Annotated in this window: 9 protein-coding genes; 6 read left to right on the plus strand and 3 right to left on the minus strand. The window is 42.1% G+C overall.

Going from position 1 to position 15,094, the window contains the following annotated elements; genetic code table 11:
* The first annotated feature begins 24 nt into the window (after positions 1-24).
* From yccS to glpD, 6 genes are all read left to right on the plus strand, one after another.
* Positions 25-2,181 carry a YccS family putative transporter gene (gene yccS / locus FIV01_RS16070; protein ID WP_152432008.1) on the plus strand — a complete coding sequence of 719 codons (2,157 nt, stop codon included), beginning with the start codon at positions 25-27 and terminating at the stop codon, positions 2,179-2,181.
* Positions 2,182-2,390: 209 nt separating this feature from the next.
* Complete coding sequence (locus FIV01_RS20630) at positions 2,391-2,552, plus strand: hypothetical protein (protein WP_172971863.1); 162 nt, start codon at positions 2,391-2,393, stop codon at positions 2,550-2,552.
* Positions 2,553-2,611: 59 nt separating this feature from the next.
* Positions 2,612-2,890: a hypothetical protein gene (locus FIV01_RS16075; protein WP_152432009.1), complete on the plus strand. Its 279-nt coding sequence runs from the start codon at positions 2,612-2,614 to the stop codon at positions 2,888-2,890.
* 88 nt (positions 2,891-2,978) lie between these two features.
* Positions 2,979-4,238 (plus strand): hydroxymethylglutaryl-CoA reductase, encoded by a 1,260-nt coding sequence (locus tag FIV01_RS16080; RefSeq protein ID WP_152432010.1) that lies wholly within the window; start codon positions 2,979-2,981, stop codon positions 4,236-4,238.
* Between the two features lie 231 nt (positions 4,239-4,469).
* Positions 4,470-8,090, plus strand: a complete 3,621-nt coding sequence (locus tag FIV01_RS16085; RefSeq protein WP_152432011.1) for an Ig-like domain-containing protein — start codon at positions 4,470-4,472, stop codon at positions 8,088-8,090.
* A 329-nt stretch (positions 8,091-8,419) separates the two neighbouring features.
* Positions 8,420-9,952 carry a glycerol-3-phosphate dehydrogenase gene (gene glpD / locus FIV01_RS16090; RefSeq protein ID WP_152432012.1) on the plus strand — a complete coding sequence of 511 codons (1,533 nt, stop codon included), beginning with the start codon at positions 8,420-8,422 and terminating at the stop codon, positions 9,950-9,952.
* Between the two features lie 59 nt (positions 9,953-10,011).
* Here glpD and luxQ read toward each other — a convergent pair whose 3' ends face one another.
* The 3 genes from luxQ to FIV01_RS16105 all read right to left on the minus strand — a co-directional run bounded on the left by luxQ (position 10,012) and on the right by FIV01_RS16105 (position 15,002).
* Positions 10,012-12,579 carry a quorum-sensing autoinducer 2 sensor kinase/phosphatase LuxQ gene (luxQ, locus tag FIV01_RS16095; RefSeq protein ID WP_152432013.1) on the minus strand — a complete coding sequence of 856 codons (2,568 nt, stop codon included), beginning with the start codon at positions 12,577-12,579 and terminating at the stop codon, positions 10,012-10,014.
* Positions 12,579-13,676, minus strand: a complete 1,098-nt coding sequence (locus FIV01_RS16100; protein ID WP_152432014.1) for a substrate-binding domain-containing protein — start codon at positions 13,674-13,676, stop codon at positions 12,579-12,581. The genes luxQ and FIV01_RS16100 overlap by 1 nt, the downstream gene beginning before the upstream one ends.
* Before the next feature lie 186 nt (positions 13,677-13,862).
* A complete protein-coding gene (locus FIV01_RS16105; protein WP_152432015.1) occupies positions 13,863-15,002 on the minus strand; it encodes a conjugal transfer protein TraF in 1,140 nt (379 codons plus the stop codon).
* Between the last annotated feature and the right edge of the window lie 92 nt (positions 15,003-15,094).

Genomic DNA, 15,094 nt, shown 5'->3' on the forward strand with positions numbered 1-15,094 from the left:
AAAAATGAGCGAAAAACAATCACTGTGCAACTTTTAAGTCAACTTCACCTCTACTGGGTAAACAAAACCATCAATTACGGCCTACTGATTCTGGTCGCTTTAGTCGGTGTAGTTAGTGTCAGCTGGTTTTATTCCATCGACAGTTCTGTTATTCCATTAATATTAGGTGTTATCGCAGCCGCACTATCAGAAACGGATGATAGTGTCTTAGGCCGCATCAAAGCTACATTTATTACGTTAGTTTGCTTCGCCATTGCGTCATTTTCTATCGAACTGCTGTTTTCCATGCCTATTTTGTTTGCGATAGGGCTATGTATTTCTACTTTCGGATTCATCATGCTTGGCGCAATCAGTGCGAGCTACGCAAGTATCGCGTTTGGGTCATTACTCGTCGCCATATACACAATGTTGGGGGCTGAGCAAAGCTCTAATATCTGGCAACAACCTATCTGGATGCTTTCAGGCTCTATTTGGTATTTCATATTATCGATAACTTGGTCAGCACTGTGGCCCCAACAACCTGTTCAACAAAGTTTAGCTAACGTATTTATTCATCTCGCGAACTACCTAGAGTCGCGGAGCCAACTCTTTCACCCTGTTACTGGTCTAGATCCCCAACCCTATAGAATAAAACAAGCGGCACTAAACGCAGCAACAGTGACTGCTTTGAACCAATGTAAAACTACGTTATTAAACCGCTCTAAACGGGGCCATGTTCAATCGTCTAGTGATGAATTTCTCAACATTTACTTCCTTGCTCAAGACATCCATGAACGCATCAGTTCAAGCCACTATCGCTATCAAGAGCTGTGTGAGCAGTTTGGTCGTTCAGACATACTCTTTAGATTCAAGCACCTACTCGAAACGCAAGCACAGGCATGTAAACAAGTAGCGAAGTCAATCCAGCTAGGTAAGGAATATGTTCATACTGGTCAGTCGTTACTTGCGCTCGATGAATTAGTTTGCTCACTGGAACACCTAAAAACAGAAATAAAGAGTGATAAGAAGTCATTGATTAACCAGCTTAACTATCTCTTTAACAATCTTGCCACCGTTGAAAAGCAACTCGGTAATATTTGCACTTCAAACGCAGGTATGCTCGACACAACCGAACTTGATGACACGGAGGCTCATGGCCTGAAAGAGGGCTGGCAACGAGTCATATCACATTTTTCACTCGATTCGATGCTATTTCGCCATGCAGTGAGGATGTCTTTGGCACTAACGGTGGGATATTGTCTAATTCAGCTGACACATGTTGAACAAGGTTATTGGATACTGATGACAACATTATTTGTCTGCCAACCTAACTATAGTGCAACTCGTAATAAACTGGTTGCTAGAGTGGCTGGTACCATACTTGGTCTATTGGTAGGTGTGCCTTTACTTATTCTGTTCCCTTCGCAAGAAAGCCAATTACTGCTGATTGTGATCTCGGGCGTCGCTTTTTTTATGCTGCGACTTGCAAACTATGGATATGCGACAGGCTTTATCACAATTTTAGTTCTGTTCTGCTTTCATCAGCACGGCGATGGCTACGCGATAGTTATTCCAAGATTAACTGATACCCTGATTGGGTGCGCGCTGGCGGTATTGTCAGTCACTTTCATTTTACCAGATTGGCAATCAAAACGGCTGCATAAAGTAATGGCTGGAACTATTCAAGCCAACCAAGAGTACCTTGCACAAATCATAGGTCAATATCGAATCGGAAAGAAAGATAGTTTGCCTTACCGAATAGCAAGGCGCAAGGCGCATAACCACGATGCAAAGCTAAACAACGCCATAAGTTCAATGCTGATAGAACCAGGACGATATCGTACAGCCACAGACGAAAGCTTCCGTTTCTTGACACTAAGTCACGCTTTATTGAGCTACGCCTCTGCTCTTGGTGCCCATAGAACACGCATCAGTGAAGCGGGGACCCACAAACTGATTTTAGACGCACATAAAGTTATCCATCATCACTTGGAAATATTGACTAAGCTGCTCGATGGTTCGGAACACTATGATTCACAAAATAATAGTATTGATCTAGATCTGAAAAGTCGACTAGAGGAATGGCGAGATCAAGATAACAGCGAAGTGAAAATGGTGTTAGAACAACTCTACCTCATATACCGAATGCTTCCAGAACTGCACTCTTTAGCTAAAAAATTCGTTATTCGTGCAAAAAACTGAGTCGCCTTAATGACAATTAAGTTATCTTTATCGTTCATTAATATGGCATAATTCACAAAGATATAAAAGCCATCTGACATTTTTCGGACATAAATGCAGCAATTCTGCATAAGATGGGATCCTAAATCTTGTAACAAGGTGAGACGATGAAAGGAGACATGTCTTGCCATTCGAATGAGAAAATTGATTTGATTCGGAGGCAACCCAACATGAATTCAAAGCAGTTTGAAGTTCTTAAAAAACAAATTAAAAATATGACACCCTGTCAGCTAAGAACACTAAAAACTGAGATATCTCAAACCTTATCAGAGCCTAAAAACGCTCTACTAACTGATGAAGAGCAACGACTTATAGCGAGCTTATTTCGCTAGCATAACTTGCTAAAAAAGCAAATCCACATTACGCTTTAACTAGGTATAGGGGGGTGATTATGGCAGTATCTGCGGTGCAACCCGGCTATCAGCTAATCGAGCAGTCATCTAAAATGGCAGAGGAAGCTGCGCGCGAAATATACCAACCCAAAGCGACCAACCCTATCGAAAAAGATAACTCCTACCATTTCAATGAGGTGGAATTCAAGCCGCCTGAGGCCTCTCAGATAGAACCTATGTTTAAGCTCACCCAAGCAGAGCAGTATAGTCGTATTGGTACCAATGTATTACAGAGAGACCAAGAAATGATCGGTACATTGCTTGATATTCATGTTTAGGTTAAATTTACTTCTCATTAAAGAATAAATGTTGTCTTCCTCGTAGCAGACGCTAGAATCGCTCGACAACACTATTTTTTTCATCACCATGCCCAAACTCAACTTGTCTAGTCATGACAGAACGTCAAACTTCAATACAGAATTATGTTCAGCTACTCTAGAGAGTAGGCTTTTGCCCAACTCGGCCCCAATTGAGCAGTCGCTAACGCAAAGTCCATACATCTCAGCAAAAAACTTGGATAAGCGCTGGAACGTTTTATCTGACATGACACAACAACAACATTTACTCGATCCGACCACAAGAAGCCTATCTGATGCCTATAACAAAAACATTGAACACTTTATCGGCACAGTAAAAATTCCTGTCGGAGTCGCAGGCCCCCTTCGTATTAATGGCTTACATGCTCATGGCGATTACTTGATCCCACTTGCCACCACTGAAGCAGCATTAGTTGCATCATACAATCGTGGAGCCCAACTCATTACATCTGGCGGTGGTGCGAGTGCGATATTGCTCAATGAGGGCGTGACACGAACACCAGTGTTTGAATTTCATAGCCTGACTCAGGCAGGACAATTTGTAGCTTGGGTGGTAACGCAGTATGAGCAATGTAAGAAGATTGCTGAATCGACGACTGCACATGGCCAGTTAAATGATGTTAGTGTAAATATAGAGGGCAATCGAGTATACCTTATCTTTGAGTTTCATACAGGTGATGCTTCAGGTCAAAACATGGTTACGATAGCAACCAATGAGGTGTTTAACTACATATGTGCACATTCACCGATCAAAGCTCAAGAAGCTTTTCTTGATGGAAACTTATCGGGCGATAAAAAACCCAACACTTGCACATTAAAGCATGTCAGGGGTAAAAAGGTTTCTGCTGAAATAAACCTATCTAAAAAGCTGGTAGAAAAATATCTGCATACCACACCAGAAAAAATGGTCAAGTTTGGTCAGATGACAACAACAGGCGCCGCTATTAGTGGAGGAATTGGTGTCAATGCCCACTATGCAAATGCGCTGGCTGCTCTCTATACAGCCTGTGGTCAGGACATAGCGTGTGTCGCTGAGTCAGCTATCGGAATCACTCGCATGGAGCTCAATACGGATGGCGGCTTATACGCTTGCGTTACTTTACCCAATATTATGGTCGGTACTGTGGGTGGCGGTACACACCTACCCAGCCAAAAAGCATGTCTAGAAATCATGGGATTATATGGCACTGGAAAATCAAAAGCGCTCGCTGAAGTAACTGCAGGGCTATGCTTAGCTGGTGAGCTGTCCATTGTTGGAGCATTTTGTGCTGGCCATTTCTCAAAAGCCCACCAAAAGCTCGCACGATAAACCAATCAACTCCCCTCATCATCAACATACGCTAATCTAAAATTGGCGTATGTTGATTACGTCAAAATGTTCCCAGTGTTACCTTGTCAAAAATATAAAAGTCTCATAAAAACATTGAAAAATCATGATTTCACTATTGATGACATTGTAACAACCAAGAACTTGTTCAATCCTATTTGAGTTATTTTTCACTTTAAAAAAACCAATCAAGATTACTCGAAGGGATAGTAAATGAACAAAAATACACTAGCAATAATACCGAGTGTATTAGCACTGGCGATCGGTATGAGCTTACCTACTGTGCAGGCTGGCGTGAACACCGACGCAAGTATCGTAGGCTCAGAAAGCCAATGGTGGAATACATACAAAGTGACTCTAACAAACGATAGCTCAAAACCCGTCGAACTGCGTGACGCAAAAATTGTATTTGATTCGAACCTAACCATGTCAACACCCAATTGGTCAGCATCAGGTGTTAGCTACCCAAAGATGACGTTCACCAGTAAAGCCCAAGGAGATCTATTCAAAAACACGCTGGTTTTAGGCTTTGACGATGGTAGCTGGGTTAAATCACAGCTTCTAGGGGGAAGCAGTATTGAACTGACTTTGGGCGTCGGAGGTGTATTGGATCTCTCTCTTCTTCAAAACACGATTAGCCTGATCGCCGATGGCGATGGTGAAGTAGGTGAACCCGAAATTTCTCTTCAGTTAGTATCGCCAGTTAACGGTGCCGAATTTGAAGAAGACCAATCAGTTACGCTGCTAGCAAACGCAGAGGCAACGAACACCAATATAGAAGCCGTCACTTTTTTTGTTGATAACACTCATATTGCACGCGTAACACAATCCCCATATCAAGCCAACTGGACAGCGGTGGGCGTTGGCAGCCATGCTATCAAAGCCGTCGTAGAAGACACGTCTGGTTTAACGCAGCAGAAAGTGGTGAACATTTTGGTAAAAGAAAAACAAGTTGAACCGCCAATTGTTCCTGAAGTACACGAACTTAGCTTTGTAGCACCTACGCAAGGTCAAATACTAACACTAGATGAAGCAACGATGATTGAGGCTCGTGTTGAAGGAGAATTAATCACGAAACTTGAATTTTGGGCAAATAATCACAAGCTAAGCCAACAAAATATTACACCAACCCAAACCATATACACACAGCCTTGGACACCAAACGAGGTTGGGAACACAACCCTTAGAGTGGTGGTTCTTGATCAAAACAATCAAATGGTTGAACAGCGTAGTATGGTCATTGCGGTAGAGGCAGGTCAGAGCTTCACCAAACCAGAGGTAAGTTTCTCTTCACCTTCTAACGCTTCAAAGTTTGACAAAAATGATTCGGTTTCGATTTCTGTTCAAGCAACGGATGCTGATGACGATCTGTCTCGCGTAACCGTTAAAGCAAACAACAAGCAAATCTGTGAATTTGATGCATCAGCCACAAGCCAATTCTCTTGTAATTGGACAGCGTCTGAAGTTGGCTCTGTAACTCTAGAAGCAATCGCGACCGATGCCAAAAATCTGACCTCCACTGCCAGTGTAAGAATTACCGTCGAAGAAGTAGAAACACCGACACCACCACCGAGTGAGCTGTGCAGTGAGTTTAATGTTTATCCAAACTGGACTCGTGGTGACCACGCGACTGGTGGCGATATTATGGTTCACGATAATATCGCTTACTCAGCGAATTACTGGACACAAACGATTCCAGGTAGCGATGATTCATGGGGTTTGCATTTAAACTGTGATGGCACTGAGCCGGGCACAGCCCCAGCGTTATCACTGCGAAATCCAATGGACCCTGTTCGTCTAGAAGTAGCGGGGTGGCCTGCCACATTCGTTGTCGCAAGCCCTTCTACTCAAGCGCCAAGTACATTAACGATCGAGACTAGCAGCAGTGTGTCACTGTCCGACGTAGAACAACTAACACTTACCTTTGTTTCCTTGTTAAGACAGGCTGAAAATGCAGGTTCGACGTCGATTATTATTCAATCTGATGTTCTCGATCTGGCAACGCGAGATAAAGGGGCATCTTTTGGTACGATTGCAGTTAGACAGGCGTTAACAAACGCCATTGAAATTACTGGCAGCCGTATCGATGCGAATGCTATTCATGCATTGACTGACGATGTGAAGGGATGGGCACTTGCTCATAACCTGATTTTCACCACTCTTGCCCCACAAGCGACATTTGGTTGGTCACTAAGCATTGGAGAATTTGCATACGATAAGCACTCAGGTCGTCAATCAGTATGGGATGAAGCTTCTGTTTTCACCGCTGACTTACTCGAAAGTTTTGAACTGTATAAGGCCAGTTCAGCCAACAAAGCCGATTTTGTTGTGTTCACCAAATCAAATACAACGACTGCACTAAACAGCGAGCAATGGCATCACGCACTTGAGTACGTCAAGCAGGTGACAGATTACATTGAAACGCCAGCAATGCTCTCAGATATGCCAACAGAGCAGACGGTCAACTACTTTATGGGCAATACACAAAGCGAACAGCAGATCCGTAAAGCGGCATACAGCAATGTGTTTGCATTAATGTATGATAAAGACTCTCAAGAACTTACCAACAAAATTAATTTATACCAAACTGCGAAGGTGCCACTGTATTACGTCGGTGACGAGCTAGAAAAAGGTGCATTAACTCGTATCGAAGCGCTAAACGACGAGCTAATCAATGCTGAAAGTGTAATGAATAACGAAGTCTTCCTTTACGAAACACCACAATCTCAGTGGGTTCCGTCAACGGTTTACAAGTGGAACGACTTCCTAGATGGCCTCAATGCAATGCACAATATTGGTGTTGCCGGTAACAAGTTTTGGTTGATGGACGACAGTGTTGACGATGATACAAACATCAAATATGCAAAAGTAGCCATTGCTGCTTTCCTTGCTCAAAGCATGCAAGAAACTATCCGTTACAACGCATGTGACGAAAACAACTGGTCTGAAATAAGATACGGTGCGCCAACCGATTATCCGATGACCGCAAGTTGTGGTCAACTTGGTCAAAAATATGCGGATTATGGTGTAAACCCAATTTCTGGTTTAGATCACGCGTATTCTTGTCCACGTAATGACAAGATGGAAGTCAGCGCACTCACCCACGCAAAATGGTACGGTGCACCGGCTCCTATCTTTGCCGCTCCAGACTCTGTGCTAGAAGAACGAGGTTTGCTGGTGAATGGTGCGGCTGGCCGATGGACGAATGACGGTCACTGTAACGATGTACCTGAAAACGTAGACACATCCAAACAAGTTTGGGAACGCGACGATTGTAAGACCTATGTCGGTCAGAAAGCCGGTAAATTTATTTGGGATGGCAGTAGTCAAGAAAGCGTAGAAGGCTGCGGATGGTGGGGACGAGGCGTTATCCAAACGACAGGTCGTCAAAACTTCGGAACACTTAACCATTATCTAGGTCGTTCACACGTTGACCCATCTACTATAGGCAAAACAATTGATGGTGTAACGGTTGAAGCGCCACCAACTAATCCTCTATATGCAGAGTTGGATTTCTGTTCAAACCCTGGGTTGATATGTAGCTCTGAGGAAAATAGAGAGATCAAGTGGATAGCCGGCCTCTTTTATTGGGTAACGTCAGTACAGGAATACAATGATGAAGGTGGCCAATACCCTGACTGGAACTATTACAACGAACTAAAAAAGTATGTGGATAGCGGCCTGCAAGGTCATCAGTTTATCGATGATATTTCAGGCATCGTTAACCGTGGGTGCCCAGATTCAACTTGCTCAACTGGTGATGTTCATAACATGACAGAGCGCCGTGATAATTTCAAACTGGTGCTACAAGAGCTAGGTCTTAATCCTAGGTAGGACAAATGTGCACCCAGCAATACGGATAGACCACCATAAAAAAGTGCTGGTTTAAAACTAGAGAGAAAAGTCTAGCCATCGGGCTAGACTTTTTATCAGATAGACACATAGAATCTAGCGGTTAGCCGCTCCAGTATCCCTCCTAATTTCTCATCATTCACTCCTAAAAGCTTTCACAAAAACACATTTTTCGTTCGATTTAATTTCGAATCGTGATTATTTTGATGATCTTGGTCATATTTGACCAGACAAACGCTAACAATAAAAGCTACAATATGATTGTATAACGAAAAATAAACGCTCGAACGAACATAACAAATGGCGGTTTTATGACTAATAGTTACTTAAGTGACCAAAAAGAACAGGAACTACTGGATATCATTGTTGTAGGTGGAGGAATAAATGGCGCTGGTATCGCGGTCGATGCCGCAGGAAGAGGCCTCAAAGTTGGACTGTATGAAGCCCAAGACTTTGCTGGTTCTACCTCCTCTGCAAGTTCAAAGCTAATACATGGAGGCTTGAGATATCTAGAACACTATGAGTTTCGTCTAGTCAGCGAGTCTTTAGCAGAACGAGAAGTTCTATTAGCAAAAGCGCCACATATCGCTTTCCCTATGAGATTTAGATTACCCCATCGCCCTTTTTTACGCCCCGCTTGGATGATTCGTGCAGGCCTTTTCCTCTATGATCACCTAGGAAAGCGTACATCTCTACCAGGGAGTAAAAAAATTGCGCTTGATAACCAAAACGTTATGCAGCCTGAACTGAGTATTGGATTCGAATACTCAGATTGCTGGGTTGATGATGCAAGGCTTGTGGTACTTAACATTATCCAAGCCCGTGAGCTGGGAGCTGAAGTAAGCAATTATTGTCAAGTAACCAAAGCAAGACGGGAGAACGGTGTTTGGCATGTAGAGATACATGATCTTCGTTCAGGGCAAACACTTATTAGAAGATCGAAAGCCTTAGTTAATGCTACCGGACCATGGGTGAAAGACTTCCTCACTGAAAATGCTGAGTTAAATTCACCTTATGGTATTCGGTTAATAAAAGGATCGCACATTATCGTACCCAAAGTTCACGATGAAGAACAGGCGTACATTATGCAAAATGAAGATCATCGTATCGTTTTTGTGATTCCCTATTTGGGTCGGTTTTCAATCATAGGAACCACTGACGTTGAGTACAAAGGAGATCCCAGAAACGTATCGATAAGCGATGATGAAAAACAGTATTTGCTCAAGGTCACCAACAGCCACTTCCGTAAACAATTAACATTGGATGACATTTTTTCTGACTTTAGTGGTGTTCGTCCACTTTGCGATGACGAGTCAGATTCACCTCAAGCGATTACTCGTGATTACACACTTTCGTTAGATCACAAAGAAAACCAAGCACCACTATTATCAATTTTTGGTGGTAAGCTGACAACATATAGAAAGCTAGCTGAATCAGCGATGCAGCAACTATCTCCATATTTTAACCTCAACAAACCATGGACGAAAGATACTCCTTTACCCGGAGGGGAGAACTTCTCATGGCCAGCCATGCAATCCCAACTCGCTGCTAATATTCCATTTGTTGACGCTGATACACGTTCACGTTGGATTCAGTCTTATGGCAGTCGAGTGAATCGATTGCTCAGTGGTGTCAAAACAAAACAAGATTTAGGCATAATGTTTGCGCCAGGTATCTATCAAAAAGAAATTGATTATCTCGTTAAACACGAGTTCGCTGTAGGCGTTGACGATGTTCTTAAGCGCCGCAGTAAGCTACATTTGCTGTGTGATGATGAGTCTTATCTTGCAATCTCCAATTACCTAGAAAGCCACGAGTACGAGAAAAATAAATACTGTGCTTGAACACAAAACACATAAGCCCAATAGCGCTTTATTGGGCTTTTACTTCAATTATCCATCGATTAAAAGTCTTTATTCTTACTTAAGTGACTTTCTTTGTAATGAATAAGCGCTTGATTTAATGCAAGTTCTTTGATTGGTTTTATGATGACATAATCAGCGCCTGCATTTAGAAAGGCACGCTTGGTATCTTGCATACCATCGGCAGTACAAGCGAAGATCGGCGTATCCAACATCATATCGTTACGAATTATTTTGGTCGTTTCAATCCCACCCAAATTGGGCAATTGATTATCCATAAGAATTAGGTCAATGTCGTTCTGTTGTTTGAGCTTTTCGATCGCATTATAACCATCTTGAACCCATATTACGTCCATACCATATTTTTCACAAAAAGCCTTAGCAATGAACGCATTAGTATGATTATCTTCGACCAAAAGCACATTTAGCGGTCGCGCAAATAAGCTCGCTGGTTCGACTAACGTATTGGTTTCCACTTGCTCTGCAGATTCAACGAGTTCAATGGGTATGGATAACTGCAAATGCGTACCTCTTCCGATAGTACTCTCTATTTCTATTTCACCGTTCAACATTTCTACTAGACTATGAACAATAGCAAGCCCAAGACCACTCCCTCCATATTCTCTTGTGGTGGTCGATTCAGCTTGTACAAACGGTTCAAAAATGTAGGTTATCCGCTCTTGTTCTATACCAATTCCTGTATCTTCTACACCGACATTCAAATAGTACCCTGTCGGTTGCTTACGACACATTATTGATACTGTTACACTACCCCTGTGTGTAAATTTGATAGCATTACTCACAAGGTTGAATAAAATCTGATTAAGCCTTACCTGATCACTGTGGGCAAAAGTCTCGTCGCTAAGATTAGTAAAAACTTCAAAACTAATACCTTTTTCTTCACACAAAGGTGTGTATATTTTTTCTACGGCACTGACCAATTCCACAAGTCGGAAATCTACAGACTGGATTTGAAACTTACCTTGCTCTATTTTTGAAAAGTCTAAAATATCATTGAGTACTGCCAATAAGTGTTCACCACTATTACAAAGTACATCGAGGTGTTCAACATCTTGAGTATCTGATAACTTTCCTTTTAGTAATTGCGAAACGCCTAAAATGCCGTTTAAGGGAGTTCTCAGTTCATGACTCATCTTTGCCAAAAATTCAGACCTTGCTTTTGCCGTCTCTTCCGCTTCTCTCCTTGCAGCAAGACTTTGAACCTCAGCTTCAACAAAGCTTGTCACATCTTGCCCTTGAGCCAAAACATTATTTACTCCCTTATCTATAAATATAGGTGACAGGTTCCAACGATATGTTTTGTCTCTTATTGATATGTTAATGCCTTTTAATGCCGCACCTTTTGCACATAAGCGGATGTGAGGGCCAAGCTTTTCAATTAGTAAGTGGTAATCGCCATTCTCTGACTCGTTATTGACCAAAAAGCTTCTTTCAGCGGCTGGATTACTTCTTAATAACTGTCCTTGAGCATTCCATAACGTCATTGGCGATAGAGAGAAGTTGAATAAGTCCGCAAATTGCTTCTCTTGCTCATGAAATCGTTGGAAAGAGAGTTCAAAAGAGGAACCGATTTGGTCAAACTCTTCTATGTGTGAGCCAAGAAATCGAGTCATTCCTTTCGTTTCGACCGAACTTTCTGTATATTTCATCAGCTTCACCAGTTCTTTTGAGACTCGCTTACCGAGCCATAAACGGCCATATACTGCGATCAAGAAAAGGAGTACAACAGCCACTGCAACCCACATATAGTGGCTGCGCACCATAATAACAATGGGTTTGTTATCCTGAATGGTATAGATAGACAAAAACGTTGGAACGTCGCTGATTGTCAAATCTGTTTTCGAAACCATATATTGACTTACAGTAAAATCCACGGCTGATTCTTCCAACCATTCGATATGACTTAAATCGATATCTTTCGTGCTTGATGCAATAACTTCTGATCCCACAGCAAGCAATACTTGATCAGCATTACTGCCTCTCAACACTGCACTCATAAGAGAAAAGTTGTTGTTTAGTACGACCGCAATATGTAAGTAACCCAGTACCTCTCCAGACGCCATATTGACAATAGGAACACGACGTACCATAAGATAACGGGTACCCAGTAAAGAAGGGGTTTGAGATAAATGCCAGCTACCCCCTGTCGTCATGTCTTGGCTTATGTGCGATAGCTGTCCCATTGAAAGGCCATAAAACTGATAATTGGCATCATCCCAAACTATTTGAGATTGCTCTGTAATAAAACGAAAATCAGGCGCTAACTCTGGAGTCGCTTGATCAATACCATTAAAAAATCGAGCAAGTCGATTTGTATCCTTTGCGATAAAGGCATCGACCAGTGAGCCATTACGACTATAACTATCTTGCTGTATTTCAAGGGCTTCGAGTCTAAAATTTAAAATTTGCTGAACCAAACTTTGGGTTTGAAGCTTAGATCGAGCCACTTCTTGAGAGACCACTTGTCGATTTACTTGGTAATTCTGTAATACGACCACCAAGGATAAAACTGCTATGGTAAGAAAAATCGAACGCGTTAATAAAGTGGCAAGACGCTTTTTAGTCCTTCGCCGAGCTAAAAATGACATTATTGGTCCGAATACCTAAAAGCTCTCTGCTTTAATTTGTCAATTTTGGTTTGCATATCAGTTCTCGTTACCAATTCAAAGTCCCCAGAATAAACATCTGGCACATCTTTGCCTTCAATATCCCATTTAATCGCTTCAGCCAAAGCAACACCAGTGTCATCATTCATGCGCATCGCAGTCACCGCCAACTCCCCTTTACTCAATGCTTCTAGCTCGGCACTGCCTCCCCCCCAACCGTTTATAAGAATGTCATTCCTATTCAATTTTTTCAGGGCTTGAGCAGCACCCAGTGCTACATCTGTAGAACATGCGTAAATAAAGGAAATCTCAGGGTCTTTCTCCACAGCCTTGATAGCAGCGTTATAGCCAGACTCTTGTGTCGCAGCCGTATAGAAAGATGACGATAGTTGATAAGAATCGTGGTGACTCATTTCTTCAATAAAAGTATCTCCACGAGCATCACTGACATAGCCTTCAGAAAAATATAACACCGAATAACGACTTCCAACTGGCACGTTTTCTTTATAGTAGTTCTTGAGTAGGCGCATACCTTTAACATGGTCAAAACCGACATACATAAAGGGTTTTTGGTCTCCCCATGCTCTAACTGGCGTAGTGATATTTTGTAAAACAAGCTTGGTATCAGTAGAGCTGAGTACATTTTCAATAAATTTTCGGTGTCGGGTAGTGTCCAAGGTGAAAATTAAATAATCCGCTTTATTTTGCACTGCTTCTAGCAGCGATAGGCTTTGCTGTCTTACGTCTAAGTTGGGGCGAGTAAACACCTGTTTAATCTCGTATTTAACACCCAACTCTTTAAGCCGTGCCTCAAACGATTTAATGTTTCTCACCCAGTAATCTGAGACTTGCTGTCCGGGATAGACAACCGAGATGGATAGAGGCTTAGTTTGTTTGGTTGAGATTGGGATTGGAGCGTTTCTTACAGCTTCCGTTAACTCTTGACTTAGCCCTTTCTGTTCTGGGTTTGCTTCTAAGTATTCCTCATACTGCCAGTACCCATTTAAGACTTGAGTCGTATGCGCATATACTACTACAGGGACAACTATGGCGACTGTTATGAGCGCTACTTTGAACATTATTTACCCTTTGAATAAAGATATTTATATTGCTGCATATATTACATAGGGTTTGCCCGCCTTTCGAGCCGAATTATCAAATGTTTGAAAGTTTTTGTTTTAAGCACAGTTTGTATGGTATCTAGATTTAAAAACCAATAGATACAAACTTTGCACTCATAGCCATTTACAGTTCAAAATAAGAGTCTAAAAAGTAAACGCTAAATTTCCGGATAGTCCATATTGATTGTCACCAGCATAGCTGGCCGCTAAGTCAAAACTCACTAAATCAGCAGGGCTTATACCAACACCGAATGTGAAGGAATTATCGAGCGTATCTTCTAGATCAATTTCGTACCCAAGCCTCAGTTGCGCCCAACCCATCGCATTTCCTTCCACACCAAAGCGTAAAAATTGCGTATCATCATTTTGATCCGTAAACCTTTTTTGTTTGGTTAAATCAAAGTCAGTAGAAGCGGTAAAATATTCAAGTACATAGCTTCCTGATACCGTAATCTGGGTATTTAATTTATATCTACTGACACCACCAATGTCTAAGGTATTAAGCTCTTGAGAGAAGAGGTCTTTGACCGCGACACCTGCTCGAAACTGCTCGTATAGCCATACCGCTCCTAGATCTACGTTGAATGCATTCTTTTTGGTTTCACTTTTGTCGTAATCACTAATATCAAAATCTTCGACCGTGATGGCTTGCTTGTAAGTTCTCATGGTTTGAAACTTTGGAGAAATACCAATGGAAACATCTTGCCCTAGAAAATTCACTCGTTTTGCAATCGCTACACCAATCTCACCGTAACCAAATGCAATTACATCAACACTTGAATTTTCATAGCGTGTTTGAGTATCTGTTGAACTAGAAATGTCACTCTTGGCGATTATTTCAGCGTAGCCACGAGTGAATATATTCGTCGATAAAACATCAACCGGAAGTGCTATCGCAGCAACCACGCCTCCATTTACTCCAAGTGGCTTATCATCAGAAAGTTGATCTAAATAACTATTCAGCCTCGCCTCTGCGCCAGAATCTGAGGAGTTAGCTTTGAACGCTTTAATCTCGTCCTGAAGTTTATCAACAGTATCAAGAGTGTCATCTGTGTCTCTAAGCCTGACACCGACACCAGGAAACAATACACCAAACTTATCTGAGTCTCTGTGAAGCGCAACTAATGCGGGATTGTAAAAAGGAGCCAAAAGGTAATCGGCCGACGTTACCCCCGTATTCCCCATACCGTTGCCACGCCCATCCGGGACCACGGTTGCTGCATTAACCACTATAGCCATCCATGCAATAGACCAGATTATCGTGGTTTTTATTAACAATTTCATATCCATACCAACCTTATTAGAGTTACAAACTTAAGGTTAATACAAAATTTGATCATGCGATGGTCAATCAGATAAGCAACGAATTGCGAAGT

This window comes from Vibrio aquimaris, assembly GCF_009363415.1.
Lineage (GTDB): Bacteria > Pseudomonadota > Gammaproteobacteria > Enterobacterales > Vibrionaceae > Vibrio > Vibrio aquimaris.

Bases quoted from the DNA above. Each gene is read 5' to 3' on its own strand.
- FIV01_RS16100 (WP_152432014.1), bottom strand. From the start codon at position 13,676: ATGTTCAAAGTAGCGCTCATAACAGTCGCCATAGTTGTCCCTGTAGTA.
- FIV01_RS16105 (WP_152432015.1), bottom strand. From the start codon at position 15,002: ATGAAATTGTTAATAAAAACCACGATAATCTGGTCTATTGCATGGATG.
- glpD (WP_152432012.1), top strand. From the start codon at position 8,420: ATGACTAATAGTTACTTAAGTGACCAAAAAGAACAGGAACTACTGGAT.
- FIV01_RS16075 (WP_152432009.1), top strand. From the start codon at position 2,612: ATGGCAGTATCTGCGGTGCAACCCGGCTATCAGCTAATCGAGCAGTCA.
- FIV01_RS20630 (WP_172971863.1), top strand. From the start codon at position 2,391: ATGAATTCAAAGCAGTTTGAAGTTCTTAAAAAACAAATTAAAAATATG.
- luxQ (WP_152432013.1), bottom strand. From the start codon at position 12,579: ATGTCATTTTTAGCTCGGCGAAGGACTAAAAAGCGTCTTGCCACTTTA.
- FIV01_RS16085 (WP_152432011.1), top strand. From the start codon at position 4,470: ATGAACAAAAATACACTAGCAATAATACCGAGTGTATTAGCACTGGCG.
- FIV01_RS16080 (WP_152432010.1), top strand. From the start codon at position 2,979: ATGCCCAAACTCAACTTGTCTAGTCATGACAGAACGTCAAACTTCAAT.